The organism is Pseudomonas sp. FSL R10-2964, assembly GCF_009600035.1.
Lineage (GTDB): Bacteria > Pseudomonadota > Gammaproteobacteria > Pseudomonadales > Pseudomonadaceae > Aquipseudomonas > Aquipseudomonas bubulae.
The window spans coordinates 115,708-140,799 of sequence record NZ_WIWH01000006.1; the positions used below are offsets into that span (position 1 = coordinate 115,708).

A 25,092-nucleotide genomic window follows, 5' to 3' on the forward strand; every position below is an offset into this window, starting at 1 on the left:
GTGCCCTTCGGGTAGATATTCATTACAAGCCCATCTGGGAATACAAACTGCAGAGCGCCAATAGCATTTGGGGTTGATTGAGTCGCCTCCGGGTACTTATTACCAAGGTGCTGGATGAGCGCTCGCGGATCCTTGCAGGACATTACCATCTACTACTCCTTAGTCGGTTGAGCGTCATATTTGCAGTCATCCATACTTTATTACAAGTTCGGAGGTTGTCTGTGAGCAGGCCAATACCTCCAGCGTCACTACTGGAACTGTCTGAACTCTCCGGCTTCGATATACGGCTGACCCCAGCCCCGGAAGTTTGGGGCTGGCTTCAGAGTGAGATCCTTGCCGACACTGGCAGCATTCACAACGAAGACCATGCCCATCTGATCGATGCGGACATTCGCGTGATGTGGGCATCTGCTGCCTTCAGCAAGAAGGGTCGCACGGTAGTTGGTCAAGCCGAGCAGGTAGCGTTCCGCGCCGGCGGCTGGCAGAAAGCTCGGATGGAACAGCAGATGTTCGATTGGTTCGGCTGCGTGCCGACCTACATCATCACCCTGGCTGCCGATTACTGCGCCGACTGTTCCGACGCCGACTTCTGCGCTCTGGTTGAGCATGAGCTGTACCACATTGCTCAGGCGACGGATCAGTACGGCGCACCCAAGTTCACCCAGGAAGGATTGCCCAAGCTTGAGATGCGGGGCCACGACGTCGAAGAGTTCGTCGGTGTGGTGCGTCGGTATGGGGCAAGCCCTCAAGTGCAAGAGCTGGTGGACGCTGCAAACAATCCTGCCGAGGTGGGGAAATTGAACATATCGAGGGCCTGCGGAACCTGTCTGCTTAAGCTGGCCTGAATGTGAGACAGGCATGAGACGGAATCCAATCTATGGCAGCCCTGAAAAACGATGTGAAAGCCTTCATCGTTCAGGCTTTGGCGTGTTTCGACACTCCCACGCTCGTCTCACAAAACGTTAAGCAAGAATTCGACATCGATGTGACCCGCCAGCAGGTGGAGCAGCACGATCCAACAAAGCGCGCCGGCGCCAATCTGGCAGCCAAGTGGCGCACCCTGTTCGAAGATACTCGCAAGCGCTTCCGCGAAGAGACGGCAGAGATCCCGATCGCCAACCGAGCGTATCGACTCCGGGCTCTTGGCCGTATGGCTGAGAAAGCCGAGAACATGAAGAACATGGCGCTGACTGCCCAGTTGCTTGAGCAGGCCGCCAAAGAGGTCGGCGATGTGTACGTGAATCGCCAGACCAAGAATGAAAACCCCCACGATAATCTGGCACCTGTCCGGGTGCAGGTCGACGTGGTGGACGCGAGGAAGACTGATGCCGAGCCTTAACGTGCCTCAGGCCAGCTTCCTGCGCATGGATACTAAGTTCCGCGGCTTTGTAGCTGGCTTCGGTTCAGGCAAGACTTGGGTAGGCTGCGCGGCACTGTGCAAGCACGTGTGGGAATGGCCCCGGATCAACTCCGGCTACTTCGCTCCGACTTACCCGCAGATCCGCGACATCTTCTTCCCAACGATCGAGGAGGTCGCTTTCGACTGGGGCCTGAAGGTCAAGACGAAGGAAAGCGACAAAGAGGTTGAGTTCTACAGCGGCGGACAGTATCGCAGCACCACCATCTGCCGCTCGATGGAGAAGCCGCAGACGATTGTGGGTTTCAAGATCGGGCATGCGCTGGTGGATGAGCTTGATGTTCTGCCGGCACTCAAGGCAGAGCACGCCTGGCGCAAGATCATTGCCCGCATGCGCTACAACGAGCAGGGGTTGAAAAACGGCGTAGACGTGACGACGACCCCCGAGGGGTTCAAGTTCGTCTATCAGCAGTTCGTGAAGCAGTTGCGCGAGAAGCCGGCGCTTCAGGGTATGTATGGCCTTGTCCAAGCCAGCACGTTCGACAACGAGCTGAACCTGCCGGCCGACTACATTCCGTCGCTGATGGAGTCCTACCCCGAGCAGCTGATCCTGGCCTATCTGAACGGTCAGTTCGTCAACCTGAATGCCGGCTCGATCTACCACGCCTACGACAGAAAGCTGAACGCTTGTTTCGACACCATAGAGCCCGGCGAGCCGCTGTATATCGGCATGGACTTCAACGTCGGCAAGATGGCGGCAATCACGCACGTCAAGCGCGCCGATGGCAGGCCCCGGGCGGTGGATGAGCTGATCGATGGCTTTGATACTCCGGACATGATCCGGCGTATCAAAGAGCGCTACTGGCGGCACAACGGCAAGGACTACGAGAAAACCTGCGAAATCCGGATCTACCCGGACGCCTCGGGCGGATCACGCAAGTCAGTGAATGCCAGCGAGACCGATATCGCGATCCTTCGTCAGGCCGGATTCAAAGTGATAGCGCCGAATGCCAACCCGCCGGTGAAGGACCGCATTAACGCCATGAACGCGATGTTCTGCAACGCCAACGGCGAACGCCGATACCTGATCAACCCTCTGCGCTGCCCGACCTATGCGGACGGCATCGAGCAGCAGGTGTGGGCGGCCAACGGCGAGCCTGACAAGAAGTCCGGCGTCGACCACGCGAACGACGCTGGCGGCTACTTCATCCATCACGACTACCCGATCATCAAACCAGCACCAGTCACCACCACATCCCTGAGAATCTGACTATGAGCAACGACGACCCAAGCATCGCCCTGCCGGCGGTTGAGCGCATGCGCGAGCACTGGGCCATTGTTGACCCGCTGATGGGTGGAACCCAGGCAATGCGCGCGGCTGGCACCAAACTGCTACCGCAATACCCAGCCGAAGCCGACGACACCTACAAGGATCGCCTATCCCTGTCCACGCTGCTCCCGGCCTACGCCGAGACGGTGGCCAGCAGCACTTCTCGCGTATTCGCCGAACCTCTTCAGTTGGGAGAAGACATTCCCGAGCCGGTAAAACTGTTCTGTGATGACATCGACCTTGGCGGCAATGACCTCAATTCGTGGTCGGTCGAGTGGTTCCGCGAGGCGCTGGCTAAAGGCCTGTGCCACGCGATGATCGAGCATCAGCCGACCCTCGATGCTGAGGGCAACAAGCTGTACAAGACCGTCGCCGAGGAAGAGGCCGCAGGGGTTCGCCCTTACGCAGTTATCATCAAGCCGGGCCAGGTGCTCGGCTGGCGCTTCGACGGCGGCAAGCTGATGCAGGTTCGCTACATGGAGTCGGTCGAGGTCGCAGACGGTGACTTCGGCGTCAAGTGCGTGGATCAGGTCCGCGTGCTGGAGCCTGGCAGCTGGCGCACCTATCGCAAGCCTGAGAAAGGCGGCGCGTGGGTAGAGGAGGCTAGTGGCTCGACCAACCTCACATACATTCCATGGGTGACGTTCTACACGGGCCGCACAGGGCCGATGACGGCTAAGCCGCCACTGCTCGAACTGGCCCACCTGAACGTCAAGCACTGGCAGTCACAGAGCGACCAGGACAACTTGCTGCACGTTGCCCGCGTCCCGCTGCTGTTCGTGTTCACCGACAACGAAGAATTCAAGCTGACCATCAGCTCGGCCAGCGCAACCCGCATGCCGAAGGACGGAAACGCCAAGTACGTCGAGCACACCGGGGCGGCAATCACCGCCGGGCGCGACTCGCTGAACGATCTGGTCGATGACATGCGTATGGCCGGGGCCAAGCTGCTCCAGAAGGACAAGCAGGCCGTGAAGACGGCGGCACAGGCCAACGAGGAAGCGGCGCAGGAGTTGTCCCCGCTGGCTCGCCTGGCTGGTCAGTTCGCCGACTGCATCGCGCAGCTGCTCCAAATCCTGGCCGATTACGGCAGCCTGGGTGACGGTGGCCGCGTCGAGATGCGCGGCAATTTTGACTCGGATTTTGCACCTGAAGTCAGCTTGCCAAACCTGATCAGCATGGCCAACTCCGGCAAGCTCAGCGACGAAACGCTCTACTCCGAAATGCAACGCCGCGGCGTCATCAGCGACGAACTGGATTGGGAAGACGAAAAGGCGCGCATTGAGGAACAGGGACCAGCACTAGGGGCGATCTGATATGGCAACGGTCAACGAGCAGCTTCAGTCGGCATCGATCGGTCACGCGGTTGACCTGCAACACCTCAGCAATGCCGAGGTGCGCAAGATCATGGCGCTGCTTAATAGGGCTGACGAGGATCTGCGTGCCAGACTGCTCGCTGCTGTAGAGCGCATGGGGCCGAATCGCTTCACTGTCACCTACATGAACACGGTGCTGGAGTCGGTTCGCGAGCTTAACAAGCAGGTTTACACGCAAGCCGGCGAGGCGCTGAAAGAGGCGGTCGATGAACTAGCCGCCTACGAGATTGGCTATCAACAGGCGCTGTTCACTGCCACGCTACCGGCTCAGGTGCTTGTCGCCGTTCCGCTGGCGAGGATCGACCTGGCTCAGGTGCAGAAGATTGCATCAAGCCGCCCATTTCAGGGCAAGTTGCTCGGCGAATGGATGGCTGATCTTGAGGTGGGCCGCGCCGCTCGCATCCGTGACGCCATCCGCATCGGCATGGTCAGCGGCCAAACCACTGACCAGATCGTTCGCGGCATCATGGGCATCAAGTCCGAGGGTTATGCCGATGGGCTGCTCAATCGCAGTCGTAACGACATCGACGCGATGGTGCGGACGGCGATAAGCCACACCGCACAGGGCGCACGCGATGCGTTCTACCAAGCCAATGGCGACCTGATATCAGAGGTGGTATGGCTTAGCACGCTGGACGGACGCACATCTGCTCCATGCCGGTTGCGCGACGGGCTGCATTACACCACCGATACGCACGAGCCTGTCGGGCATAAAGTCCCATGGCTGTCTGGCCCCGGCCGCATCCACTGGCGCTGTCGCAGCAGCTCGACCCCTGTCATTAAGGCATGGGAAGAGCTGGGACTGTCGAAACAAGACATTCCGCCAGGCACACGGGCGAGCATGGACGGCCAGGTGCCCGATTCAACCACTTACGGTGAATGGATCAAGGGTCAGAGCGCAAAACGCCAGGACGATGTTCTCGGGCCTGCTCGCGGAAAGCTGATGCGTGAAGGCGGACTGCCCCTTGACAAGTTTTACAACGACCAAGGCCGCACTCTGACGCTCGACCAGTTGCGCGAGCGGGATGCTGCATCTTTCGCTAAGGCTGGGCTATGATGGCTATATGACTGATAAGCCGAAGCTCCACGTTATACAAGGTACGCCCGCCCCTGAGACTCCGGTCGAGCAGGCGCGCAAGCGTGTTCGCGCAATGCCTAAGCCGGCCTCGATGATTCAGTGTCATCGCTGCGGCAGCCGGGAGGTCATGGTGACCAAGATCGGGATGCTGCTGAAGAACGGCAAGGCCATTGGCGGCACCCCGCAGATACTGTGCGCGAGTTGCCATAGAGGCGGCGAGCGCGTAGTGCTCTGCTGAACAAACTAAACACCTGAAACCCGCCAAGTGCGGGTTTTTTATTACCCAAAATTCAAGCCTTGGCATCCGCTGGGGCTTTTTTATGCCTGCTGTTCGGATGGACGGGGCGCACTGAGTCGGATGGCTCGCAGGAGACAAGATGAAACTCAAGACTGTTGAAGTGGATGGCAAGCAATACGCGGAAGTCCTGGATGGGAAGCCGGTATTTATCGGTGACGACGGAAAAGACATCGCTTTCGATGCTGTTGGCACCCGCGACACCATCACTCGGCTGAACGCTGAAGCCAAATCGCACCGCACCCGCGCCGAGGCCGCAGAAACGGCTGTAGCCGCGTTCTCTGGTATCGACGACCCGGCTGCAGCCCGCAAGGCGCTGGAAACTGTCGCCAATCTCGATGCTAAAAAACTGGTGGATGCCGGTGAGATCGAGCGCGTGAAGGCCGAAATCAGCAAGGGCTATCAGGCTCAGCTTGACGAGGCCAACGGCAAGTCGCAGACCCTGGAGCAGCAGCTGTATGCCGAGAAGATCGGTGGCAGTTTCTCCCGCTCCAAGTACATCGCCGACAAGCTGGCTGTGCCAGTAGACATGGTTCAGGCCACTTTCGGCCAGAACCTGAAGGTCGAGGAAGGCAAAGTCGTCGCTTATGACGCCCAGGGCCAGAAGATTTTCAGCCGATCCCGCCCGGGTGAACTGGCCGACTTCGACGAAGCCATTGAGACGCTTGTTTCGCAGTACCCGCACCGCGACCACATCCTTAAGAGCTCCGATGCCACTGGCGGCGGCGCACGGGATAGTGGCAACCCCAACGGCGCCAAGGGCAACTTTGGCGGCAGCAAAGCAGATCGCGTAGCGGCCATTAAGGCCATGACCGCAACAAGCTAAGGAGCAACTATGTCCCTGTCGAACATGAAGGTATTCAACGAGTACCTCAAGAAAACCACCATCGAAACCCTGGCGCAGGACGTTGAGAAGTTCAACGCCGCCTCCGCTGGCTCCATCCGTCTGACCACTCAAGGTATTGACGGAGACTTCCTGCAAGAGTCGTTCTGGGCGGGCCTGCACAGCGCTCAGCGCCGCGTTGACCGCTATGCCGCCAACGGTGCGCAGGCTGCAACCCCGCTGACCCAGAAGCAGTACGACTCGGTGAAGATCGCCGGCGGCTTCGGCCCGATCCTGTGGGAGCCTTCGCAGCTGTCGTGGGTTCAGAAAAACCCGGAAGAAGCCCTGGAAGTGATCAGTCGCAACCTGTCCGAAGCCATCATGTCGGACCAGTTGAACACCGCCATCGCCGCTCTGGTCGCCGCCATTGGCAACCAGCCAACCGCCACCAACGACGTGTCCGCCACTGCTGGCGTGGACTACATCGCCATTAACAACGCTCACGCGCTGTTCGGTGACGCCTCGCAGCGTCTCATTGCCCAGGTAATGACCGGCGCCATGTACCACAAGCTGATCGGCAAGAACCTGGTCAACGCCGAGAAACTGTTCACCTTCAGCGGTGTTCAGGTTGTCGACATCCTGGGCAAGGCCGTGATCATCACCGACGCCGCCGCGCTGTACGAGGCCGGCACCCCGAACAAGCAAAAGGTGCTGAGCTTGGCTGATGGCGCTGCGATGGTGATGGATGGTTCCGACCTGATCACCAACATCCAGACCTCCAACGGCAAGGAGCGCATCGAGACCACTATGCAGGCCGACTACACCTTCGGCATGGGCCTCAAGGGCTACACCTGGGATACGGCCAACGGCGGCAAGTCGCCAACCAGCGCTGAGCTGGCCACCGGGACGAACTGGGATCTGGTTGCGAACAGCATCAAGGCCTCGGCTGGCGTTATCACCATCGGTGACGCTACGAAGTAATCGAGACGGCGGCCTGCGGGTCGCCTGACCCACCTGCCAGGAGTCCACCATGGACGAGAAAATCGTTTACGAGAAACACCCAGTCACCGCTGAGCGCAAGGCCGAACTGCGCCAGAAAGGCTACAAGATCATCGACGCCCAGTTCGCGCCGGAAGGCTACGAGCATCCCGAACCTATCAAAGTTCGCAGCGACAAGCCGTCCAAGGGTCTGAAGGTCGACGAAATCAAGGCGAAGCTGACCGAGAAAGGCATCCAGTTCGATGCGGGGGCCGAACGGCCTGCACTCGCCGAACTGCTCGACAAGGCAGCTCAGGAATAACCCATGACCGACTTCATCACTGTTGCAGACGTTGACGCATTGCTGGGGTCGGACTGGGCGGGTGCCGGTGATCCGGCTCTGTCTGTGATGCAGGCCAACGCCTGGCTGACCAGCAAGATTAAGCGTCCTGTCCCCGCCGAAGTACCGGCCGAGATTAAACAGGCCGGCGCCCAAGTTGCAAAAGTCGCCTCGACGGGAGGCCTGTACAAGGCAACGCAAAAGGAAGTTCTGAGCAAGACCGTGTCGGCCACTTCCGGGACATCCGTCAGCAAGACTTATGCCGAAGGCTCTACTGACTTGTCGCAGGGCGAGAATCTCGCCCTTGCCTTGATCTATGCATGGGTCACCGGAACCAACTCGATTCCGATGGTGAGGGGCTGACCATGGGCCTTCGCGAAGAGATCCAGGCCGATCTGGCCGAGGCATTCGACACTGATCTGGCCGATGCAGTGCGTGCAGTATCTGGCGCTCGCGTCGTTGCTGGCGAATACGACCCGATAACTGGCTCGGATACTGGAGGCTCGACGCTGAATTACAGCGGGCGCGGCGTCTTTAGCAGCTACTTGGCACGCGAGATTGACGGAAGCCTGATTCAGACGACTGACGAAAAGCTGCTGGTCCTGCAAAACGAGTTGTTCGTCCTGCTGGATGGCGCGCAGACGGCAGAAATTGCCGCGCCTGCGATAGGCGACATCAACAGTGGAAAGCGAGTTCTGAACGTGTCGGAAGACCCGGCCATGGCGACATTCACCATTCAGTTGCGGGTGTGACGATGAGCTTTGCAGATGATATCCGGCGCTTCAGCGTGAAGACCGAGGCAGCACACAACAAGATTGTCCGGGCCGCGACTATCGAACTGTTCAGCGGCGTGATCAAGTCGACGCCAGTTGATACGGGCCGAGCCAAAGGTGCGTGGGCAACATCTGTGGGCTCGCCTACAAATGATGCGCCTGATCGACTTGGGGAGGCCGCATCCATTGCCGAGGTGGTTGCAATCACACCTCCAGGCGCAGGCCAGGAGACGTATCTGGCGAACAACCTGCCTTACATCGAGCGGCTTGAGAACGGCAGTTCCACGCAGGCCCCGGCAGGCATGGTCACCATCAACATGGATCGAGTCTCCAAGATCGTCGCCGCTGCCATCGAAAAGAACAGGGTTTGAGCCATGTCTGAAACCAAGATCAACGGAGCGCTGGTTGCCGCCTATCTGGCAAGCAATCTCTACCCGGTAAGCCGAACCCATGTCGAAGGCAAGGTTTTCGTTCCAGTAATCGGCCGGGCTTGGGCGCGACTTACCGATATGCCGACCGGCCGCGAGCCAGCCGCATTCGGTGCTGTGAACCCGGTCGAGCGCACCGGTTACCTACAGATCGACATTTACCACCCGAACAACACAGGAGCGGCGCTGATTCTCGCCGATGCCGACAAGGCGCTGAGCTTCTACAAGCCAGGCCTGAGACTCGAATACCAAGGCCAGCGGGTACATATCCGCAAGGCTGAGCGCTCGAAGATCACACCGGAGGCTGTCTGGACCGGCGTCAGCATCTTCGTTTTTTACACGGCATGGGTTTATCCGACCGCCTGATTCATTCCCCGAGCAACCACCCACACCCGCCCATCAGCGGGTTTCTTTGTTTCAGGAGATCCCTAAATGGGCTTAGCTAACGGCTCTGCCGTACAAACGTATTACGTCGAAGAGGTGGCAGGCGCTATTCCTGCAACTCCCGCCTGGAAGCCGATCCGCTTCGTCAGCGCCGGCCTGACGCCGAACATCAACCAGATCGATACGGCGGAAATGAATCAATACCGCCAACAGCAGGCGAGCCGCGGCGGCACCTACAGCGTGGCCGGCGATATCGCGGTCGAGCTGTCTTTCTCCAGCTTCGACGACCTGATCCAGGCTGCCATGCAGGGCACCTGGACCGCGAACGTCCTGAAGATCGGCAAGGTCGAGCGCTCGTTCGCCATCCTGGAGCGCCACACCGACATCGGCGTCGATTACGTCTATCACGGCTGTCGCGTCAGTACGATGGCGATCAGCTCCCCGCTGAATGCCCCGGTTGGCGTCACCTTCAGCATGATGGGCACCAAGGCCGAGAAGTACACCGTGCCGGTTGGCTCGACGTACCTGCCGGCGACCGCGACCGACATCATGATCACCACCAACCTGGCGTTGACCGAGGGCGGGGTGTCCGTGGCTTATGCGACCGAATGGAGCGTCAGCCTCGACAACGGTATGGAAGCCCTGTTTGCGCTGGGCAGCCGTGAAGCCTTCGACATCTCCAACGGTGTCGCCAAGGTCACCGGATCGATGTCGGCCTATCTGGTCGATGCGGTGCTGTGGGACAAGGTGCTGAATGAGACCGCCACTTCTCATGTGATCGAGTTCACCGAAGGCGCCGACAGCTACACGCTGGAATTGCCGAAGGTCCGTTACACCCAGGGCCAGAAGCAAACCAGCGGCCCGGGCGCAATCATCCCGCAATACACCGTCAGCGCCGGTTACGACGACGTGCTGGCCACCACCATGATGATCACGCGCACTGGCGCGTAATCGAATCCTTTCTACAGGCCCGCCACTGAGCGGGCCTTTTCATTTTGGAGATTCACCGCATGTCTGCTAAATCTGAAAAAGCCACCACCGCTATCAAGCCATTCGCTCTGTCCGACTTCTTCACCCTGGGCGCTCTGGAGAAAGGCAAGAAACTGCCGTTGACCCTGCCTGATGGCACTGAAACCGAATATCACCTGATGGTGCTGGGTGCCGATGCGCCTGCTGCCCGTAAAGCCCTGCTGGAAGCAACTCGAATCCTGCGCGATGAGGGAAAGGAAGGCATGTCGGTAGAAGAAGAGGCCGCCATCTCTCAGCGTGCCAACCTGCTGTACCGTTCCGCGCTGGCCTTCGACTGGTCGCTGCCGGTGCCATACAGCAAAGAAGCCGTAGCCGAGCTGCTGCTCAACAACCCCGGCCTGGCGAATGATGTCGAGCGACTGGCGAGCGACCGCGCCCGTTTTTTCGCGCCAGAGTTGAAAGCCTCCTAACCCACTGGGAAGGCGAGGCTAAGCTCAATAAGCCGGTCAAAGGATCGACTGCCACCACCCGCGATCACCTGACGCGGGTCTGGAATATGACCGGCCACAAGCCTCGGGAGCTGGATATTCCAGCCATGCCCGAGGGTATGGGCTATCTGGCGGGTTTGTACTGGGAGCTCAAGCGCACCAGCGATCCGCTGACCTGGCAAGAAATGGACGCCTGGACACGGATGATGGATCGGCAGATCGAGCCGGAAGAGGCCCGGGTGTTGATGAAAATGGACGGCATTCACTGCCGGGTGATGAATGAGGGGTGAGGTCACCGCAGGGGCTGGTTCGGCTGTAGGTTTTGCTGCCGTATACACGGTTTAATATCATTATACCGTGCGAATGTTGTATAGTTTTTGCACACCCTGCAATACCGTTGCGAGAATCTCATGGCAGTCACACCTAAAAAGCAGAGCCCCGTGTCCCAAAAACTAGCGATAGTCTGCGCGCTAGCTATGGCTGCGAGCGTATTTGCTGGTGATGATATGCCGAAAGAGCAAAAGGACACCTACCAGCTGGGTAGCCAGTCCATTGCCGCGAACACCAGCGATGCCGAAGCTCTGGCCCTAATACCTGGGCTGATTGATATGGGCAACAAGGTCAATGCGTTCTTTGATCGCGTCTATGCGGATATCCTTGCTGGTCGAGTGCCGGCAAGCCACCTCGTCAAGCATCCCTTCGCAACGGTTGGCGAGATATTTAGTCGAGCCCTTGCTGAGGTCAAGGACTTGAAAGGCACTGGGGATCTGGGGCCATACGGAGACAAGCTGATTACCCTTTTGGCAGAGTCTCGCCACAAGGCTGATCGCAACGCGAATCTGATCCGCCAGATGCTGGTAGAGCCGAAACCTTACGTCAGCTCTATTGATCGCAAAGGCTTGGTAGCCCTTGCCAAGCTCAGCCGAGAAGCCGCTGCGTCGTACAACTCCTGATTGATGGATCCTGTCGAGGTTTCATTTCACCCGGACACGTACGATAGGTTTTTCAGACCTCTCGAATCATCCAATCCCGGGTTCCTAGACCAGCTCCTAGTGGATTTCTGTCGTTATCAGCAGTCTATGCGCGATGACTTGCCAGACTACTTCGGGTTTGATGCGGAATATGGCTCGCCCCCCGCAATAGCGGGCTGCATCGAGCATATTCACCTGTGCATTCCGCCTCGGAATTTTCCCAAGCGCCAGAAGCAGGGGCAGCGCAAATGCCGGAAGGGCGAGCCGGAGAATGATGTCGCGCTCGTCTATGCGAGAGGTCTCTTCGAAAATCATCGGTTCTGCATTATCGGGATTTTGATGCCTGATGCGCATGAGCAGGCGAACAACAACGAGCTTATGACGTGGCTCGGCCGCCTGGGTCGTGAGTTTCGAAGTGAGAACTGACTAATGAGCACTGATGATAAGCCCCGTGACCATTCGCAGATGACTGCGCTTGAGAGAAAGTATTCAAGGAATCGCCCGCCGCTACTCAGCCAAGAAGTCTTGGACAGAGTGGCAAGGGAGCATGCTGCCTTCTTCCGAGAGCTTGGAGCTGAGAGAGGGCGTAAGCCTTCACCGGACGATCAGCCGACCTGAAACCCAGCCCTCGCGCTGGGTTTTCTGCATTTAGGTCTTGGCATCCCGAGCAGCAAGCTCGGCGACAATGAATTCCCGCAGTGACATTCCGCTTTTGTCGAAGTCAGTGAGGTATACGATCTTTCCGCCTGCTTTGTAGGCTGCGTTGATCGGCCCCTTGGTCTTGGCATCGAGAGTTATGACTACGCTAGTGAATGACCTAGCCGCGATGGAAAGATCGGCTTCATTTTTACGAAGGCGAGTCTTTTCATTGAGCCGATCAGAAAGAGGGGTTTTCTGCTGGCGTATGAAGTCGAGCAAGGATTCATCGGCAAAGCGACCAAGGTCAAAGCCGCCTACGCGCTGCTCGTTAGGAGGATGCGCCGGGTTGCCGAAGCCGAATAAATAATCCGTTTTGACGACTGCCTTCACCGTTCTCTGGATGAATGCCTTTAGATCCGCCTTCTCTTCTGGGATGGGCGGGATTTCAAACTCTGCCTCCCTTGTGATTGCGAGGCAGAATTCTGGGGCTGGTAGTTCGTGAGCGAGGTCCATACCCCGCTCAAATAGGAAGTCCCAAACGTTGTTGTCGATGTAGATGCCGATCAAGATTTTATTTTCCCGTAGCTCTGAATCCCCCAGTCATCTGCTACATCGCTAAGGTCTTTCTGGCTCGAGAACTCAATGTACTCAGTCAGTATGGCCAGCAGATCAATATGGCGCTGGAGAATGGGCTCACCAGTCGGGGCGCACGTGTCTACAGCGTGCTGACCATTAATCTTTGTCGAGCTAAGCTGCACCATTAACTTGGTCCTCAGATTACGCGTCTGGGCTTCTCTAGATCCGACCGGTACTGAGAGTGACCTCAGAAGATTTGCCTTATCTATATTCGACTGCAGGGGCATTCAACGTTCCTTGTTTGTTGGCATCGGTTGGCGTTAGTGCGCCAGGCCTGGCATCTCAACGCAGTGAACCAGAATGTCATTCCTGACTACCTGTCCGCTCATCTGGTGAAGGACGACAGAGATATCTTCAATCTCTAGGTGCGTACCTGGCGTACCTCGATAGTCGTCTGAATCGAGGTCAAGATGCACGCCGATATTTAGATGGGGCAGCGGGCCGTCCGACTCAATGCTGGCGACCTGCTGGTCTTCTCCAAGGATAAAAAGGTAGGTGTGCTTCATTTAAGTTGCCTTCTGAGTTCTCGGTGCGGGAAGAAGAGGGTTGTAGTTATGCGCGAATCTCTTCCCGATCAGGTGTGAGCCAAACTTCGATCAATTACGGACTCAAGTAACGTAGGTGACGCACCACAAAGAAGCCCCAGCTTACGGCCGGGGCTTCAGGTGACGACACCGACCTCCACGGAAGAGTCGTCACTGAGAATATAGTACTGCGGTGGAAAAGTGCTGTGTCGCTGGGGTAGCCGTTCCAGTTCGCCTCGGCGGGGTTTTGGTCGTTCCCTGTGATTCAGCATAGAATCTCAGCATTGATAAATTTGGAGATAGCATGAAACGCGACTGGGAACTGGTTCGCAAAGTCCTACTGGAGGTCGAGGCGCTTGAATCAAGCAGGCAGATGCTTCGCTCCAGCGCTATCGACGGCTATGACTCTGATTTTTCTGCCTACCATATCCACATGCTGATTGAGGCAGGGCTGATTGATGGGAAGTGCGGCAAGTCGCTGAGCGGCCCTCGCGATTGCTGGGCCAATGAGCTGACATGGGCAGGACATGAGTTCCTGGACAAGATCAGATCTCAGACGGTTTGGAATAAGACTGTGGGTCTCTTGCGGGAAAAGGGGCTGGATCTGTCATTCGATACTATCAAGGCTGCTGCTGCGTCCGTGGCGACTAGTCTGCTCGGGTAGTACTCTCTGCAATGGTCGCTTACCTTGGCAGCTGGGGGGGGGGGTTGGCCCCTCCCTTCAATAGTGGTAGATAGTGACGGGCTACTTCTTCTTGTTGCGAAGCGCTTCCGCCGCCTCATGCACCGCTCCACCCCGAGCCTCGGCTAGCTGCCTGGCGCGCCGCTCTATCTCTTGCTCCATTTGCAGGGCGAAGTCGGCAACGATATTTGAAATAGGCTGAGAGGCCTTCTCCCGAATCTGGCTCAGCCGGTATTCGCGTTCGACTGCGGATTCTTGTGGGTCGAGGCTTTCCTCTAGGCGCGAAATTATCTCTGCGTGCAACGATCTTGAACCCGCCTTGGCGCTTTCTTCGAGGCGCCGCCTTAGCTCGACAGGCATTCGAATTGGGTACGGGGAGATGGCGTGTCGATCATTCATGGCGGGCTCGCGCTTTGTGTTGTGCTCAGTATGCGAAATGAATCAAAAAGACTCAATGAGTTAACTTGACTCATTCCGCGTTTGAGTTACTATGACTCCACACCCAGCAAGGAGCGGAAAATGAAAGATGCACACAAGGTATCCCCATACAGCCTGCGGATTTCTGAGCAGCTGAAGGCCAGGGCGAGGGATGAGGCGCACGCGAACCGGCGCAGCCTTAATGCGGAGCTTGAGCTGTTAATTGAGGAGGGTTTCAAGTGGCGGGAAGCGCAGAAGAATCAGGCAGTAGCCTAAAACGAAGAAACCCCGGCTTGCAGGCCAGGGCTTCGGATGTGAAAACTTTCGACGGAAATCACGACATGAATAATAGCACAGCGGTATCGAATGTCATTCCTTTCAGCTTCGGCAGGCAGCAGGTGCGCACGCTGATGATTGATGATCAGCCATGGTTCGCCGCCCAAGATGTACTCGACGCCCTTGAGTATGCCGATACATACAAGCCTTCTCGTGCTGTATCGCACGTCCCATCTCAATGGAAGGGTGTGCAACGGTTGCACACCCTTGGCGGCACACAGCAGATCATGATGATTTCGGAGCAAGGGCTGTACTTCGTGCTTGGCCGCTCCGATAAGCCCAAGGCCCTACCGTTTCAAATGTGGCTGGCAGGGGACGTGCTTCCATCTATTCGCAAGACTGGTGGCTACACGGACCATCAAGGCTCAATGGGCGATTTGGTCGGCTCCGTAATCGGCACCAGTGGCGAGCACGTCCTTGATCGAGTGATCGAGCAGAAGGCTTCGCCAGTACCTCATTCGCTCCAGCGCAGTTTCAAGCACACCATGAAGAGCCGGCTTCGCTCGCGCTTTAACGTTCCGCGCACTGCCTTGATTCCGGCGGAGTACCTGAACGACGCCTGCAACTTCGTGGCGGCTTACTCCTTGGAAGGCGAGTGGATTGGCCGCGCCAGCTTGAACACCCACGAATTGACCGACAAGGAACTGTACGATGTTGGCTTCCTCATTCACCACTTCTTGGCGGTGAAAGGAATTTATGAGCGATGGGGTGTTGGTAGCGCGTTAAGAATGTTGGGTTCGCCAATCCCGGCAGAAATTACCGACCACTTCAGCGATGCGATGATGGCTATAGGTGGGCTAAAAAAGCGCTCGGCCGACATGGATGTTGCGGCAAATCGCCTTGGCCTGCGGAATGGGAAGGCGACTCGATCTGCCGCAGCCTAATTATTCAGCTACGCCTAGACCTTTAGAGGCAGCCCCGCACATGCGGGGTTTTGGCCGTTCCCTCGGATAGTGGTAGATTGCCGCTTTAATCGGAGGGATACCGGATGGCGGCAGTTAAATGCAAGGGGTGCGGCGCTCAGGTTTGGACGAAGGCAGGCGCCTGCCCGGTCTGCGGAGCAAAACCGTCACGGAAAGCGAAGGTGTTGGCTTGGGTAGCGCTTGCATTGATCGTTTTTGTGGTCCTGAAAGGTGTCTTCAGCGGAGAGCCTGCGCACACCACCGCACAAAAAAGCACTCCGATGGATGTCGCGGAAGGCGTGACTGCAAGTCAGTCAATGCCAGAGCTGAGTTCTGGCCCAGCGCCGATTAGAAGCGGCGCACTCGACAGTTACACGAAAGCTACGCACCCCAAAATATATGCAAAATGGGGTGCCGAAGGAGCAAAGAAAATTGAAGCCCACCAGAAGCTTGCTGCAGACCTGATAGCAACGTCTGGCAGGTGTGACGCGGTTTCAATAGTTGGCCTGTCCGAGCAGCGGAGCAGCCCGCCATCGAACATTGTGGTTTTCGTAGATTGTGAAAACGGCCAACGGTTCTATATCGGGCCAAATGATCTTGGCTCTCCGCTGAAGTCAGAGGCTGAGCGCGCCTTGAATAAAGAATCGGCAATTTCAATTTGTCGCGACTCAGTGAGGGCCGCTGCAAAATTTCCATCGTCCGTGAATTTTAGCGCCTTCGGCACGGTCGCCGAGACAAACAAAACAACGGGCGGAACATCGGTCTATATGGACTTTGAGTCGAAGAATGAACTGGGCAATTTAATACCGCAGCGGGCTACATGTGTCTTCCCTGTTAGCGGAAAGCCAGAACTGCGAGTCGGCAGCAGATAACGCCGAACAAACCCAACAAGCCTCGCCAAGTGCGGGGCTTTTTTTCGACCGGAGGAAAGTATGCGGCCCCAGGATTTCTATGTGATACAGAGAGCGGAGGAGGGGCGGCGCGTCGATCTATCGAATCCAGACGGTACACCTAGCGGTCACTGGATGGTTGTTAGGTCTGTTCTCTCAAGCCATTACGAAGAAGCATTCAAGCAGATTAGTCGTGCCGCGCTGGGCGAGGTGATGCAGATCGCAAGCGCCGGAGACAAGGCGGCAATAGTGCTGATGACCAAGACGCTAAGGCGCAACCGTAAGGCCCGGCTCGTCGCGTCCTTGATCGCTGACTGGTCATTTGATTGCGACTGCTCGGAGCAAGAAAAAACCCGACTCCTCGTCAGCGCCCCACGATTGCGCCGCCAGATCGAGAAAGTCAGCGAATCAATTTTTGTAGAGAGTGCGCGCCATGAGTGAAACCGCCCGACTGACGATTTCTGTCGACAGCTCCCAGGCTCGCGGCGCGAACAAAGACCTTGGGGCGCTTGAGCGCGGCGCGTCGACTCTCACCTCCGGCCTTAGCAAGATGATTGCCCCGCTGGTTTCAGTCGCCACTGCTATGGCCGCGCTGAACAAGGCGTCCGACGTTCAGCGACAGTTTGACGTGCTTAATGCCGGCCTTATCACGGCCACCGGGAGCAGCGAGAAGGCAGCCAGCGCCTTTAAGGCTCTGCAAGAGTTTGCTCAAAAAACACCGTATGACCTGAATCAGGCGGTAAAAGGCTTCACGCAACTGGTGAACCTTGGCCTAACCCCGTCCGAAAAGGCTTTGATGTCATACGGAAACACCGCATCAGCCATGGGCAAGGACCTCAATCAAATGATTGAAGCGGTCGCCGATGCTGCCACTGGCGAATTTGAGCGACTGAAAGAGTTCGGCATCAAGGCAAAGGCGAATGGCGATCAGGTGTCGCTAATATTCCAAGGCGTTACGACGAAGGTCGGTAATAACGCCAAGGAGATCGAAAGCTTCCTCATTAACCTGGGAGAGACAAAGTTCGGCGACGCCATGTCGCTGCGGATGGCGACCCTAGACGGCGCTATATCAAACCTTGGCGACACATGGGAAAACACGTTTCGACTTGTCAATGACGCTGGACTCGGCGATGTCATGAGAGAGTCCGTCAATGACGCTGCAGAAGCTCTTGGCGAGCTCAATAACATGCTCGCATCCGGGGAGATGGAGGGCTACCTAGAGGCCTCGTCTATCGCATGGTCTGGATGGGCCTCCGACATCACCGAATCTGTTCGGCTGATCAGTGATTTCCTTGATGATGCCTGGATCGAGTGGGGTGATGGCGCAAAAGACGCCTCGAAGGGTATGTACCTTGGATTCAAGGAGTTCCCCGCAGAGATCCGCGCCTATTTCCAAGAAGCCGCTGTAGAGGCCATTTCTTTTGTTGATCGCCTAGTTGCTCAGGGCGTGTACGCGAAAGACGCCATAGCCGCAATCTTCGATAACACCACGCTGGATGATGCACGCAAAAAGTATGACGCGACGGTGAGCGTGTCGAACCAAGTCCGTCAGGACATGATTGACGACATCTCACAAGAAAAAGACGCGACGATTAATGCGGTAAACGAAAAGATCGAGTCATCTAAGGGGCTTCGCCACGAATACGACCTCCAGCAAAAGGCTGCCAAAGCCTTAACCGCCGATCGTCTAGCGCAGTACAAAACAAAGGGTGACGGCTCTAGCGCGTCATCTTCTTCAGCTGTGGATAAGGCGGCAAAAGCGGCCGCCGCTCTCGCCGCCCAGCAAGAAAAGGCGCTGACGTCTTTTCTTGCAACGTCCGCCATCTCAACCACCTCAATGACCGCCATGTCGGACGCATATCTCGCCGGGGCTGATAACGTCCGCGAGTTGAGCATCCAGCAGAAAATCGAGCAAGAAACGCTGAAATTGGGTGCTGATGCTCACGATGCAGTAGCCGCCGCAGTTCGCAAGGAGGCCGATGCCAAGGATCGCCTGGACATTACACAGTCCATCGCGAGCATGCGCACGGAAACCACGCAGACCCTGGCTCAGGCCACTGCCACACTGCAGGGCAAGGATGCTCTCGAAGCGTTCAACATTCAGAAGTCGATGACGGTTGCGCTGGCCGGGAGAAACATTGAGGTTGGCAGCAAGGAATACCAACTGCTGCTGGACCAGACCAAAGCACAGCTTGACGCCAACAAGGCTCTGGAGCAGGCCAGCAAGGTCGAAGGGATCGTTGATCGCCTGAGCCCACAGATCAAGCTACTGAAGGATTACACCGCCGAGCGTGATGCGCTCAATGCGGCGATGATCCGCGACTCCGGTAATGTTGCACTTTACCAAGACGCCCTGGCCAAGCTTGGCAACGAGTACGAGGTCAACCGCAGCAAGGCCACGCTCTGGGGTCAGATGACCGAGGCGGCCGTTGATCGTATCGACGACGCTTTTGCTGATATGTGGAAGTCGGTGCTGAGCAAGTCCGGCGACTTCATGGATACGCTCAAGAACAGCTTTCGGCAGTTTCTGGCCGAGATGCTGCACATGGCTATTACTAAGCCGATCATTGTCCAGATTGCCTCATCGCTCGGAGTTGGAGGTGCTTCCTCTGGCGGGTTGTCCAGCATTCTAGGCGGCGGCTCAGGCGGCGGAATGAATGCGCAGGGCATGTTCGAGACCGCTTCCAAAGCGTACAGCGTTGCGACTTCAGCATTTGGTGATGCGGTTAGCGCGGGATGGACCGCTGGCGAAGGTTTCTTGGGTGGTGTGCAGGGCGCATTCAAGGCCGGTTCCGGTTATTTGAGTTCGAGCATCGGCAGCCTGTTTGGCAGCGCTGCCGGTTCGAGCGGCGCCATGGTTAACGGTGTTTACCAGTTGGGTTCTAGCGGCGGCGTTGCAACGGTAGATCTTATTTCAAACACCGTTACTAACAGTTCAGGTGCCGTGACGGGCAGCGCCAGTGCAGCAACAACCACGGCGGCTAGCGCAGGGCTTTCGGCCACGAGCGCCGTAATGTACGGCATCGGCGGTGCGATTCAGGGCTACCTGAAGGCCGGCGTTAAAGGTGCTGTGGCGGGTGCAGGTGGGGCCGTAGCGGGCGCTTACGCAGGTGCTGCGATTGGTTCAGCAGTTCCAATCATCGGTACCGCAATCGGCGCTGCAATCGGTGCAGTTTTGGGTGGCATGTTCGGCTCCTCATTGTTCGGTGGCGATTGGGTAACGAAAGATCAAGGCTTTCAGCTTGGCGTTAATAATGGCGAGCTAAATTCCTACAACTTCGAATACCAAAAAAAGAAGGGCGGGCTGTTCTCCTCGAATAAAAAGCGCACTCGGCTATCTGCTCTAGATCCTGACATGCAAGCAGCTCTAGATAACACCTACGCTTCAACGCTCGGCACTGTCATTGGATTATTTGACAGTCTGAACGTCGAGTTAAGCGATGGCGTTCTCGACGGACTGAGCGTCTCAGCCACTAAAATCAGCACCAAAGGTAAAACGGCAGAGGCCATTCAGGCAGAACTGGCCAAGTGGTTTGGCGGCCTGGCCGACGCCGCAGCTAGTGAGATCAACAAGGTTACAGATACCGGATTCGGCAAAGAGCTGAACTTTGAATATCTGACGACTTTCGTTAACAATCTTTACAGCGTTGCTGGCAGCCTCGAAATGATCGGCGCTAAAACGGTGGATTTCAATATCATTGGTGGGCGCGCCGTTGAGCATCTCGTTGCACTTGCCGGAGGTATCGAAAACCTAAATAAAAACATCACTACCTTTTACGACGGATTCACGACAGATCTACAGAAATCTGCCAGCACCCTTGATGGTGTGCGAGCGCAATTCGCCGCTATGCAGGTAGTTTTGCCAGAGACGCGACAAGGCTTCGCTGACGTGGTGAAAGGGCTCGATACCGCCACAGAGGCCGGCCGAATCTTGTTCGGTTCGCTCACGGCGAACTCTGAACAAGCCGCTGCTATGTACACGATCCTGGAGCAGCGCGAATCCGCTTACCGGAAGGCTTTCTTCAGCGAGGCGGAAAACACTGCCCTGGCCATCAAGAACACCACGACCGAGCTGAAGGCGCTGGGTGTCATCCTTCCGGCCAGTCGATCCGAGTACCGGAAGATGGTCGAAGAGGCCGCCAAGTCGACGACCGACACCGGCAAAGCGATGTACGACACCTTGATGAATGCGGCAGGTGCTGCAAGCACGGTGTTCGACGAGCTGGAGCGGCGCCTGAACCAAGGCGTCACAGACAGCTTCTCGCTGTTCCAGCGCTCGATCTCTGCCCAACAGAAGGCCGCAACGGCTGCCTACAACGCGACCAACACCTCGCTCAGCGACATGTCCGCAACGGCGGTGAAGAGCGTTACCGACCTATCCTCGGTCAGTAACTCGCTTGAGTCTGCGCTCAAATCCTTGCGCGGCACGTCTGACGATGCCGTGAAGACTTTGCGTGCCCAGGCTCAGGCGACGCTGCAATCGGCACTGGCGACGGCGCGGGCTGGCGGTTCGTTGGCCAGCTTCACCGGTCTTGAGGATGCGCTGGACACGGTCAGCAACAACAACACCGACCTGTACGGATCCATGGAGGACTTCGCGCGCGACCAGGGTCGTACTGCCAACGTTGTGGCTGAGCTGAATGCCATCAACGGCAAACAGCTCACCGCCGCCGAGAAGCTGCAGAAGAGCATCGAGGATCAGATCGGCGTGGCTAAAGCGGCGTATGACGCTCAGATGGCTCAGTTCGACCAGCAGCTTGAATTCGCTCAGGCCCAGATGGACGCCTTCAACGGCATCGACACCTCGGTCAAGAGCGTAGAGGCGGCCATCAAGGCGCTGAACGGATCGCTGATCGCCTCTCTGGCTGCCAAGCCTGCAACGGGTGCCGGTAGCGCGATGGCGAATACCGCGGCGAACAACGCCACGGTGGTCGACACGCTCTATCAGCAGCTCTTCGGTCGCACCGCTGACGCTGGCGAGAACAAGTACTGGGCGGATCGTCTCGGCTCCGGGAATCTTCCTTATGCCGAGATTGTGGCCAACATGACGCAGTACGCGAGTGCGGCGGACAAGGCGGCTATGGCGGCTATGGGCAAAGTCCCGGCGTATGCCTCTGGCGGTGATCACTTGGGCGGCTTGCGCCTGGTTGGCGAGAACGGTCCGGAACTGGAAGTTACAGGCCCGAGCCGCATCTTCAACGCGAACCAGACGGCGTCGATGCTTAAAGGCGGCAGCGATATGGGTGCACTTGTGTCTGAACTCAAACAGATGCGCGAAGAGAACAAATCGCAACGCTTCCAGATCGCCAAGACCAATCAGCAAGTCGCCTCGATGCTTCAGAAGTGGGATGCCGAAGGCACGCCAAAAGAAAGGGACTACGCCCTATGAGACTCATCAAGCCGGTTGAAATAACACCGGCCAAGCTGATCAGCAGCAACGTACCGGAGACGGATTATCCGGCGTGGTCGGTGAGTGCGACGTATGCCATTGGTGACCGGGTGCTGCTCGATCACCACATCTACGAAGCTCTGGCTATTGTGGCGGCTGGGGTCAAGCCTGGGGCTGAGGTGGTCGACAAAGACCATCCAGCCAAGTGGCAAGATCGCGGAATGGATAACCGCTGGCGCATGTTCGACGACAAGGTTGAGTCCCTGACCGCCAACCCCGGCACGATTGAAGTAAGGATCAGGCCAGGCGCAGTGATCAACTCGATGGCCCTGTTCAATCTTCAGGGCAAGTCGGTGACCATCACGATGATCGATCCGGTCGAGGGCGAGGTTTACCGCAAGACTCTCAGCCTGGTAGATGCCGGCGTGACGAATTGGTACGACTGGTTTTTCGAGCCTATTGGCAAGCGCACCGATGTTGTGGTGCTGGATATGCCGCCATACGGGTCCGCTGACATCGTGCTGATAATCGATGCTGGTGCAGAGGTCGCTGCAATAGGGCACACAGTCATCGGTGCAGTGAAGCGGATCGGCACCGCGCTCTATGGAACATCAGTCGGCATCAATGACTACAGCAGAAAATCCACGGATGAATTCGGAAACACGATTGTCATCCAGCGCTCTTTCTCCAATCGAGCTGAATTCGACGTCATTCTCGACACTTCCGAGGTTACGCGGGTGCGACGGCTTTTGGCCGAGTTGCGTGCTACGCCAGTGGTGTGGATCGGCGAGGAATCGTATGAGGCCACCATTCTTTTCGGCTTCTACAAAGACTTTCAGATCGTGTTCTCGGGCCCGACTGTTTCAGATTGTTCAATTACTGTTGAAGGGGTTATCTAATGGCCAATCCACCTGTCATTCCCAACCTGCCGCCTGCTCCAACGCGAAGCGATGGCCCGGAAGACTTCACCCCGAAAGCTGACGCCATGATGGGTGCGCTCCAGCCGATGGTGACTGCGGAAAACGCCTTGGGCGCCTGGATGAATTCCACTGCATCGCAAGTCGCTGCTGATGCGTTGTTCGCGGGTCAAGCCGCCGACCGCGCCGAAGCCGTGGACACCAACGTCAGCGAGCAGGTTGCGGCTGCGCAGACTGCTGCCAATAACGCCGCCGCGTCTGCCACTGCCGCCGAGTCGGCCCCCGGATCTATCGGCAATCTCGCCCTGCTGCACGCCGTTGCACTCTCTTTCTAAGGAATCACCATGGCCAAGACATTCACTGCGCCGTTTGCCCAGACTTACAAGACCGGTACTGCCGTCGTTACTGCGGCGCTGACCGGGATCGGCACTTCGACCGTAACTGGCGCGATCCTGCTGGCGACTGCTGGCACCAATGGCGCGCTGGTGACGAAGATCACCGCAATTCCGCGCGCCACTGTAACGGCCGCATCACTGGTTCTGTTTCTGGTGAAGGCGAGCGCCCCGACCGTCTACAACTTGATCGACTCCGAACTGATGGCTGGTTACACGCTGGCCGCGACGACCGCCATCCCCGAGACGGCATTCGGCAATATCAGCCCGAATACGCCAATGCGCCTTGAAGCGGGCGACATGCTCTACGTCGGCTCACAAGTCGCACTCGCTGCCGGGATCGTCTTCTACGCAGAGCAGGCCGACCTATGATTGGCAACCCTTTAGGTAATCCGCTCGGTAATCCGCTGGGATTGGAGCGAACGGCGAGCGCAGCTAATGAGAAATTCGCGGATGTCATTGTCGCCAGCATCTACTCAGGCAGTGGAACCTTTGTCATACCCAAGGGCTACTCGGGATACCGAGTTGTCGCAGTTGGCGCCGGAGCTTCTGGGGGGCCGGTATATTCCGGTGGTTCGGGTGCAGTGTCCATCAAATCTGGCGTGCTAGACGGCAAAGCGTTGCGGCTGAGCTATTTCATCGGTGCCGGTGGCATTCCAGGCGTGGCGGGCGGAGATACAACGGTTTCAGGCGGGGATTTTAGTTTGGTGGCAGGGGGCGCCCCTTACAATAGCTTTATCGCAGCCACCGCTTCTGGCGGCGACACCAACATAGCTGGGCTTACCGGGGTATCAAGTGGCGACGCCGGTAAGACGAACCTCAACGGCCCAGGGAGCGGCGGGAATTACTCGGATGGACGAGGGGGTGGAGGGGCTGGCTACGGTGGAGGCCGTGGAGGGCTGAAAGCTAGCGGCGGCGTTACGGGGAACGAGGGCGGAGCATCGACAGTAGAGTATGGCGGGATTGAGGCGGGCGTTGGCAATAATGCCGGTGTCTCGTACCGGACTACGGCGGCCAGCGGACAAAATGGCTCAGTGGGGAAGGCTGGAGACGGAGGTAAAGGCGGGGGCGGAGGCGGAGGCGGGAGCAGCTCCGTCATACCTGGCAATGGCGGGAGCGGCATGATGAGGATCGAACTATGGTGAACATGATCAAAGTCCAAAACAACATCGCAACTCGCGAGCCAATTCCCGACTTCCTCGATCAGAAAGACACCCCCGAAGCCTTGGCGTCGCTGCTGGACCTGTCGTGGACCGACCCAACGCTGGGCGTTCAGGACGCTGCCTGGTGGCCAGAGGAAGATACGTCCGGTGAACTGGGCGTCAACAAGAAGTGGGGCGTCGAGGTGCTGACACTGGATGCAGAGCGCCAGGTCGTGCTGGTGAAGCGTAAGCAGGTCGCCATGACGGCGGCCGAGAAAGCGGCGCGAGACGAGTTGATCGCCGCGCAGTGGACCGCCCAAATCGCCGCGCGCCGTTTCGAAGTCGAGACCGGGGGCGTCACCGTGGCGGGCGTAAAGCTCAACACCGAGCGCGACAGCCAGTCACTGCTGACGGGCGCAGCCTTTGCCGCCTCCATCGATCCTGACTACCGGATCAAATGGAAGGCGGAGACGGGCTTTGTCGATCTGACGGGCGAGCAGGTTATGGGCATTGCCTCACAGGTGCGGGCTTTTGTGCAGGCCTGCTTCAACCGAGAGGCTGAACTGCTGGGCGCAGTCGCTGACGGCTCGATCACTGCTGAGATGCTGGAGGAGGGTTGGCCGGAATGAGTTTCAG

General features: G+C 57.7%; 30 protein-coding genes. 27 read left to right on the forward strand and 3 right to left on the reverse strand.

The genetic code is table 11. The features are described from left to right. The first annotated feature begins 221 nt into the window (after positions 1-221). The 17 genes from GHN92_RS05255 (at position 222) to GHN92_RS05340 (ending at position 12,016) form a co-directional block, all read left to right on the forward strand. A complete protein-coding gene (locus GHN92_RS05255) occupies positions 222-845 on the forward strand; it encodes a putative metallopeptidase (protein WP_178102600.1) in 624 nt (207 codons plus the stop codon). A gap of 32 nt (positions 846-877) precedes the next feature. Continuing rightward, positions 878-1,339: a DUF2280 domain-containing protein gene (locus GHN92_RS05260; RefSeq protein WP_153379590.1), complete on the forward strand. Its 462-nt coding sequence runs from the start codon at positions 878-880 to the stop codon at positions 1,337-1,339. Continuing rightward, the gene (locus GHN92_RS05265; RefSeq protein ID WP_153379593.1) at positions 1,326-2,627 is read left to right on the forward strand and encodes a terminase large subunit domain-containing protein; all 1,302 of its coding nucleotides are present in this window, start codon (positions 1,326-1,328) and stop codon (positions 2,625-2,627) included. Before GHN92_RS05260 ends, GHN92_RS05265 begins: the two co-directional genes overlap by 14 nt. 2 nt (positions 2,628-2,629) lie before the next feature. Beyond that, a complete protein-coding gene (locus GHN92_RS05270) occupies positions 2,630-4,003 on the forward strand; it encodes a DUF4055 domain-containing protein (protein ID WP_153379595.1) in 1,374 nt (457 codons plus the stop codon). A 1-nt stretch (position 4,004) separates the two neighbouring features. Beyond that, positions 4,005-5,120 carry a hypothetical protein gene (locus tag GHN92_RS05275; protein ID WP_153379596.1) on the forward strand — a complete coding sequence of 372 codons (1,116 nt, stop codon included), beginning with the start codon at positions 4,005-4,007 and terminating at the stop codon, positions 5,118-5,120. A gap of 398 nt (positions 5,121-5,518) precedes the next feature. Further along, positions 5,519-6,262, forward strand: coding sequence for a DUF6651 domain-containing protein (locus GHN92_RS05285; RefSeq protein ID WP_153379600.1), 744 nt, complete (start codon positions 5,519-5,521; stop codon positions 6,260-6,262). Positions 6,263-6,271: 9 nt separating this feature from the next. Further along, positions 6,272-7,240 (forward strand): major capsid protein, encoded by a 969-nt coding sequence (locus GHN92_RS05290; RefSeq protein ID WP_153379602.1) that lies wholly within the window; start codon positions 6,272-6,274, stop codon positions 7,238-7,240. A gap of 49 nt (positions 7,241-7,289) precedes the next feature. Beyond that, positions 7,290-7,559 (forward strand): hypothetical protein, encoded by a 270-nt coding sequence (locus GHN92_RS05295; RefSeq protein WP_153379604.1) that lies wholly within the window; start codon positions 7,290-7,292, stop codon positions 7,557-7,559. A 3-nt stretch (positions 7,560-7,562) separates the two neighbouring features. Further along, positions 7,563-7,940, forward strand: a complete 378-nt coding sequence (locus GHN92_RS05300; RefSeq protein WP_153379605.1) for a hypothetical protein — start codon at positions 7,563-7,565, stop codon at positions 7,938-7,940. A gap of 2 nt (positions 7,941-7,942) precedes the next feature. Next, on the forward strand, positions 7,943-8,329 hold the full coding sequence (locus GHN92_RS05305) for a hypothetical protein (RefSeq protein WP_153379607.1): 387 nt from the start codon (positions 7,943-7,945) through the stop codon (positions 8,327-8,329). Positions 8,330-8,331: 2 nt separating this feature from the next. After that, positions 8,332-8,721: an HK97 gp10 family phage protein gene (locus GHN92_RS05310; RefSeq protein WP_153379609.1), complete on the forward strand. Its 390-nt coding sequence runs from the start codon at positions 8,332-8,334 to the stop codon at positions 8,719-8,721. 3 nt (positions 8,722-8,724) lie between these two features. Beyond that, the gene (locus GHN92_RS05315; protein ID WP_083333943.1) at positions 8,725-9,144 is read left to right on the forward strand and encodes a phage tail terminator-like protein; all 420 of its coding nucleotides are present in this window, start codon (positions 8,725-8,727) and stop codon (positions 9,142-9,144) included. Positions 9,145-9,210: 66 nt separating this feature from the next. Then, positions 9,211-10,113, forward strand: coding sequence for a phage tail tube protein (locus GHN92_RS05320; protein ID WP_153379610.1), 903 nt, complete (start codon positions 9,211-9,213; stop codon positions 10,111-10,113). Positions 10,114-10,172: 59 nt separating this feature from the next. Further along, positions 10,173-10,601 (forward strand): hypothetical protein, encoded by a 429-nt coding sequence (locus GHN92_RS05325; protein WP_083333941.1) that lies wholly within the window; start codon positions 10,173-10,175, stop codon positions 10,599-10,601. A gap of 86 nt (positions 10,602-10,687) precedes the next feature. Continuing rightward, entirely contained in the window at positions 10,688-10,909 is a 222-nt protein-coding gene (locus GHN92_RS05330) for a hypothetical protein (protein WP_153379612.1), read from the forward strand. 150 nt (positions 10,910-11,059) lie between these two features. Continuing rightward, positions 11,060-11,572 (forward strand): hypothetical protein, encoded by a 513-nt coding sequence (locus GHN92_RS05335; RefSeq protein WP_153379614.1) that lies wholly within the window; start codon positions 11,060-11,062, stop codon positions 11,570-11,572. A gap of 126 nt (positions 11,573-11,698) precedes the next feature. After that, entirely contained in the window at positions 11,699-12,016 is a 318-nt protein-coding gene (locus GHN92_RS05340; protein ID WP_178102601.1) for a type II toxin-antitoxin system YafO family toxin, read from the forward strand. Between the two features lie 222 nt (positions 12,017-12,238). On the opposite strand, the gene GHN92_RS05345 is transcribed toward GHN92_RS05340, so the two are convergent. Beyond that, on the reverse strand, positions 12,239-12,796 hold the full coding sequence (locus GHN92_RS05345) for a hypothetical protein (RefSeq protein WP_083333937.1): 558 nt from the start codon (positions 12,794-12,796) through the stop codon (positions 12,239-12,241). A gap of 329 nt (positions 12,797-13,125) precedes the next feature. Beyond that, positions 13,126-13,371 (reverse strand): hypothetical protein, encoded by a 246-nt coding sequence (locus GHN92_RS05350; RefSeq protein ID WP_153379616.1) that lies wholly within the window; start codon positions 13,369-13,371, stop codon positions 13,126-13,128. Positions 13,372-13,693: 322 nt separating this feature from the next. On the opposite strand from GHN92_RS05350, the gene GHN92_RS05355 reads away from it, so the two are divergent. Then, positions 13,694-14,053 carry a DUF2513 domain-containing protein gene (locus GHN92_RS05355; RefSeq protein WP_153379618.1) on the forward strand — a complete coding sequence of 120 codons (360 nt, stop codon included), beginning with the start codon at positions 13,694-13,696 and terminating at the stop codon, positions 14,051-14,053. Between the two features lie 81 nt (positions 14,054-14,134). Here the strand turns inward: GHN92_RS05355 and GHN92_RS05360 are convergent, their stop codons facing one another. Continuing rightward, positions 14,135-14,470, reverse strand: a complete 336-nt coding sequence (locus GHN92_RS05360) for an Arc family DNA-binding protein (protein WP_083285293.1) — start codon at positions 14,468-14,470, stop codon at positions 14,135-14,137. Positions 14,471-14,590: 120 nt separating this feature from the next. On the opposite strand from GHN92_RS05360, the gene GHN92_RS05365 reads away from it, so the two are divergent. From GHN92_RS05365 to GHN92_RS05405, 9 genes are all read left to right on the forward strand, one after another. Continuing rightward, positions 14,591-14,764, forward strand: coding sequence for an Arc family DNA-binding protein (locus tag GHN92_RS05365; RefSeq protein ID WP_139145733.1), 174 nt, complete (start codon positions 14,591-14,593; stop codon positions 14,762-14,764). 65 nt (positions 14,765-14,829) lie between these two features. Then, positions 14,830-15,708: a BRO family protein gene (locus GHN92_RS05370; protein WP_153367911.1), complete on the forward strand. Its 879-nt coding sequence runs from the start codon at positions 14,830-14,832 to the stop codon at positions 15,706-15,708. 104 nt (positions 15,709-15,812) lie between these two features. Continuing rightward, entirely contained in the window at positions 15,813-16,598 is a 786-nt protein-coding gene (locus GHN92_RS05375) for a hypothetical protein (RefSeq protein WP_153379620.1), read from the forward strand. 60 nt (positions 16,599-16,658) lie between these two features. After that, positions 16,659-17,057, forward strand: coding sequence for a hypothetical protein (locus tag GHN92_RS05380; RefSeq protein WP_153379622.1), 399 nt, complete (start codon positions 16,659-16,661; stop codon positions 17,055-17,057). Beyond that, on the forward strand, positions 17,050-22,005 hold the full coding sequence (locus tag GHN92_RS05385; protein WP_153379624.1) for a DUF4214 domain-containing protein: 4,956 nt from the start codon (positions 17,050-17,052) through the stop codon (positions 22,003-22,005). The genes GHN92_RS05380 and GHN92_RS05385 overlap by 8 nt, the downstream gene beginning before the upstream one ends. Then, positions 22,002-22,904, forward strand: a complete 903-nt coding sequence (locus GHN92_RS05390; protein WP_153379626.1) for a carbohydrate-binding protein — start codon at positions 22,002-22,004, stop codon at positions 22,902-22,904. The genes GHN92_RS05385 and GHN92_RS05390 overlap by 4 nt, the downstream gene beginning before the upstream one ends. After that, positions 22,904-23,257, forward strand: coding sequence for a hypothetical protein (locus GHN92_RS05395; RefSeq protein WP_153379628.1), 354 nt, complete (start codon positions 22,904-22,906; stop codon positions 23,255-23,257). Before GHN92_RS05390 ends, GHN92_RS05395 begins: the two co-directional genes overlap by 1 nt. A gap of 9 nt (positions 23,258-23,266) precedes the next feature. Then, on the forward strand, positions 23,267-23,686 hold the full coding sequence (locus GHN92_RS05400) for a hypothetical protein (RefSeq protein WP_153379630.1): 420 nt from the start codon (positions 23,267-23,269) through the stop codon (positions 23,684-23,686). 766 nt (positions 23,687-24,452) lie between these two features. After that, a complete protein-coding gene (locus GHN92_RS05405; protein ID WP_153379632.1) occupies positions 24,453-25,085 on the forward strand; it encodes a DUF4376 domain-containing protein in 633 nt (210 codons plus the stop codon). The last annotated feature ends 7 nt before the right edge of the window (positions 25,086-25,092 follow it).

What these genes read in the sequence shown, in the direction of transcription:
- GHN92_RS05260 (WP_153379590.1), top strand. Translation starts at nt 878, where the DNA reads ATGGCAGCCCTGAAAAACGATGTGAAAGCCTTCATCGTTCAGGCTTTG.
- GHN92_RS05265 (WP_153379593.1), top strand. Translation starts at nt 1,326, where the DNA reads ATGCCGAGCCTTAACGTGCCTCAGGCCAGCTTCCTGCGCATGGATACT.
- GHN92_RS05270 (WP_153379595.1), top strand. Translation starts at nt 2,630, where the DNA reads ATGAGCAACGACGACCCAAGCATCGCCCTGCCGGCGGTTGAGCGCATG.
- GHN92_RS05275 (WP_153379596.1), top strand. Translation starts at nt 4,005, where the DNA reads ATGGCAACGGTCAACGAGCAGCTTCAGTCGGCATCGATCGGTCACGCG.
- GHN92_RS05285 (WP_153379600.1), top strand. Translation starts at nt 5,519, where the DNA reads ATGAAACTCAAGACTGTTGAAGTGGATGGCAAGCAATACGCGGAAGTC.
- GHN92_RS05290 (WP_153379602.1), top strand. Translation starts at nt 6,272, where the DNA reads ATGTCCCTGTCGAACATGAAGGTATTCAACGAGTACCTCAAGAAAACC.
- GHN92_RS05295 (WP_153379604.1), top strand. Translation starts at nt 7,290, where the DNA reads ATGGACGAGAAAATCGTTTACGAGAAACACCCAGTCACCGCTGAGCGC.
- GHN92_RS05300 (WP_153379605.1), top strand. Translation starts at nt 7,563, where the DNA reads ATGACCGACTTCATCACTGTTGCAGACGTTGACGCATTGCTGGGGTCG.
- GHN92_RS05305 (WP_153379607.1), top strand. Translation starts at nt 7,943, where the DNA reads ATGGGCCTTCGCGAAGAGATCCAGGCCGATCTGGCCGAGGCATTCGAC.
- GHN92_RS05310 (WP_153379609.1), top strand. Translation starts at nt 8,332, where the DNA reads ATGAGCTTTGCAGATGATATCCGGCGCTTCAGCGTGAAGACCGAGGCA.
- GHN92_RS05315 (WP_083333943.1), top strand. Translation starts at nt 8,725, where the DNA reads ATGTCTGAAACCAAGATCAACGGAGCGCTGGTTGCCGCCTATCTGGCA.
- GHN92_RS05320 (WP_153379610.1), top strand. Translation starts at nt 9,211, where the DNA reads ATGGGCTTAGCTAACGGCTCTGCCGTACAAACGTATTACGTCGAAGAG.
- GHN92_RS05325 (WP_083333941.1), top strand. Translation starts at nt 10,173, where the DNA reads ATGTCTGCTAAATCTGAAAAAGCCACCACCGCTATCAAGCCATTCGCT.
- GHN92_RS05330 (WP_153379612.1), top strand. Translation starts at nt 10,688, where the DNA reads ATGACCGGCCACAAGCCTCGGGAGCTGGATATTCCAGCCATGCCCGAG.
- GHN92_RS05340 (WP_178102601.1), top strand. Translation starts at nt 11,699, where the DNA reads ATGCGCGATGACTTGCCAGACTACTTCGGGTTTGATGCGGAATATGGC.
- GHN92_RS05350 (WP_153379616.1), bottom strand. Translation starts at nt 13,371, where the DNA reads ATGAAGCACACCTACCTTTTTATCCTTGGAGAAGACCAGCAGGTCGCC.
- GHN92_RS05355 (WP_153379618.1), top strand. Translation starts at nt 13,694, where the DNA reads ATGAAACGCGACTGGGAACTGGTTCGCAAAGTCCTACTGGAGGTCGAG.
- GHN92_RS05360 (WP_083285293.1), bottom strand. Translation starts at nt 14,470, where the DNA reads ATGAATGATCGACACGCCATCTCCCCGTACCCAATTCGAATGCCTGTC.
- GHN92_RS05365 (WP_139145733.1), top strand. Translation starts at nt 14,591, where the DNA reads ATGAAAGATGCACACAAGGTATCCCCATACAGCCTGCGGATTTCTGAG.
- GHN92_RS05370 (WP_153367911.1), top strand. Translation starts at nt 14,830, where the DNA reads ATGAATAATAGCACAGCGGTATCGAATGTCATTCCTTTCAGCTTCGGC.
- GHN92_RS05375 (WP_153379620.1), top strand. Translation starts at nt 15,813, where the DNA reads ATGGCGGCAGTTAAATGCAAGGGGTGCGGCGCTCAGGTTTGGACGAAG.
- GHN92_RS05380 (WP_153379622.1), top strand. Translation starts at nt 16,659, where the DNA reads ATGCGGCCCCAGGATTTCTATGTGATACAGAGAGCGGAGGAGGGGCGG.
- GHN92_RS05385 (WP_153379624.1), top strand. Translation starts at nt 17,050, where the DNA reads ATGAGTGAAACCGCCCGACTGACGATTTCTGTCGACAGCTCCCAGGCT.
- GHN92_RS05390 (WP_153379626.1), top strand. Translation starts at nt 22,002, where the DNA reads ATGAGACTCATCAAGCCGGTTGAAATAACACCGGCCAAGCTGATCAGC.
- GHN92_RS05395 (WP_153379628.1), top strand. Translation starts at nt 22,904, where the DNA reads ATGGCCAATCCACCTGTCATTCCCAACCTGCCGCCTGCTCCAACGCGA.
- GHN92_RS05400 (WP_153379630.1), top strand. Translation starts at nt 23,267, where the DNA reads ATGGCCAAGACATTCACTGCGCCGTTTGCCCAGACTTACAAGACCGGT.
- GHN92_RS05405 (WP_153379632.1), top strand. Translation starts at nt 24,453, where the DNA reads ATGGTGAACATGATCAAAGTCCAAAACAACATCGCAACTCGCGAGCCA.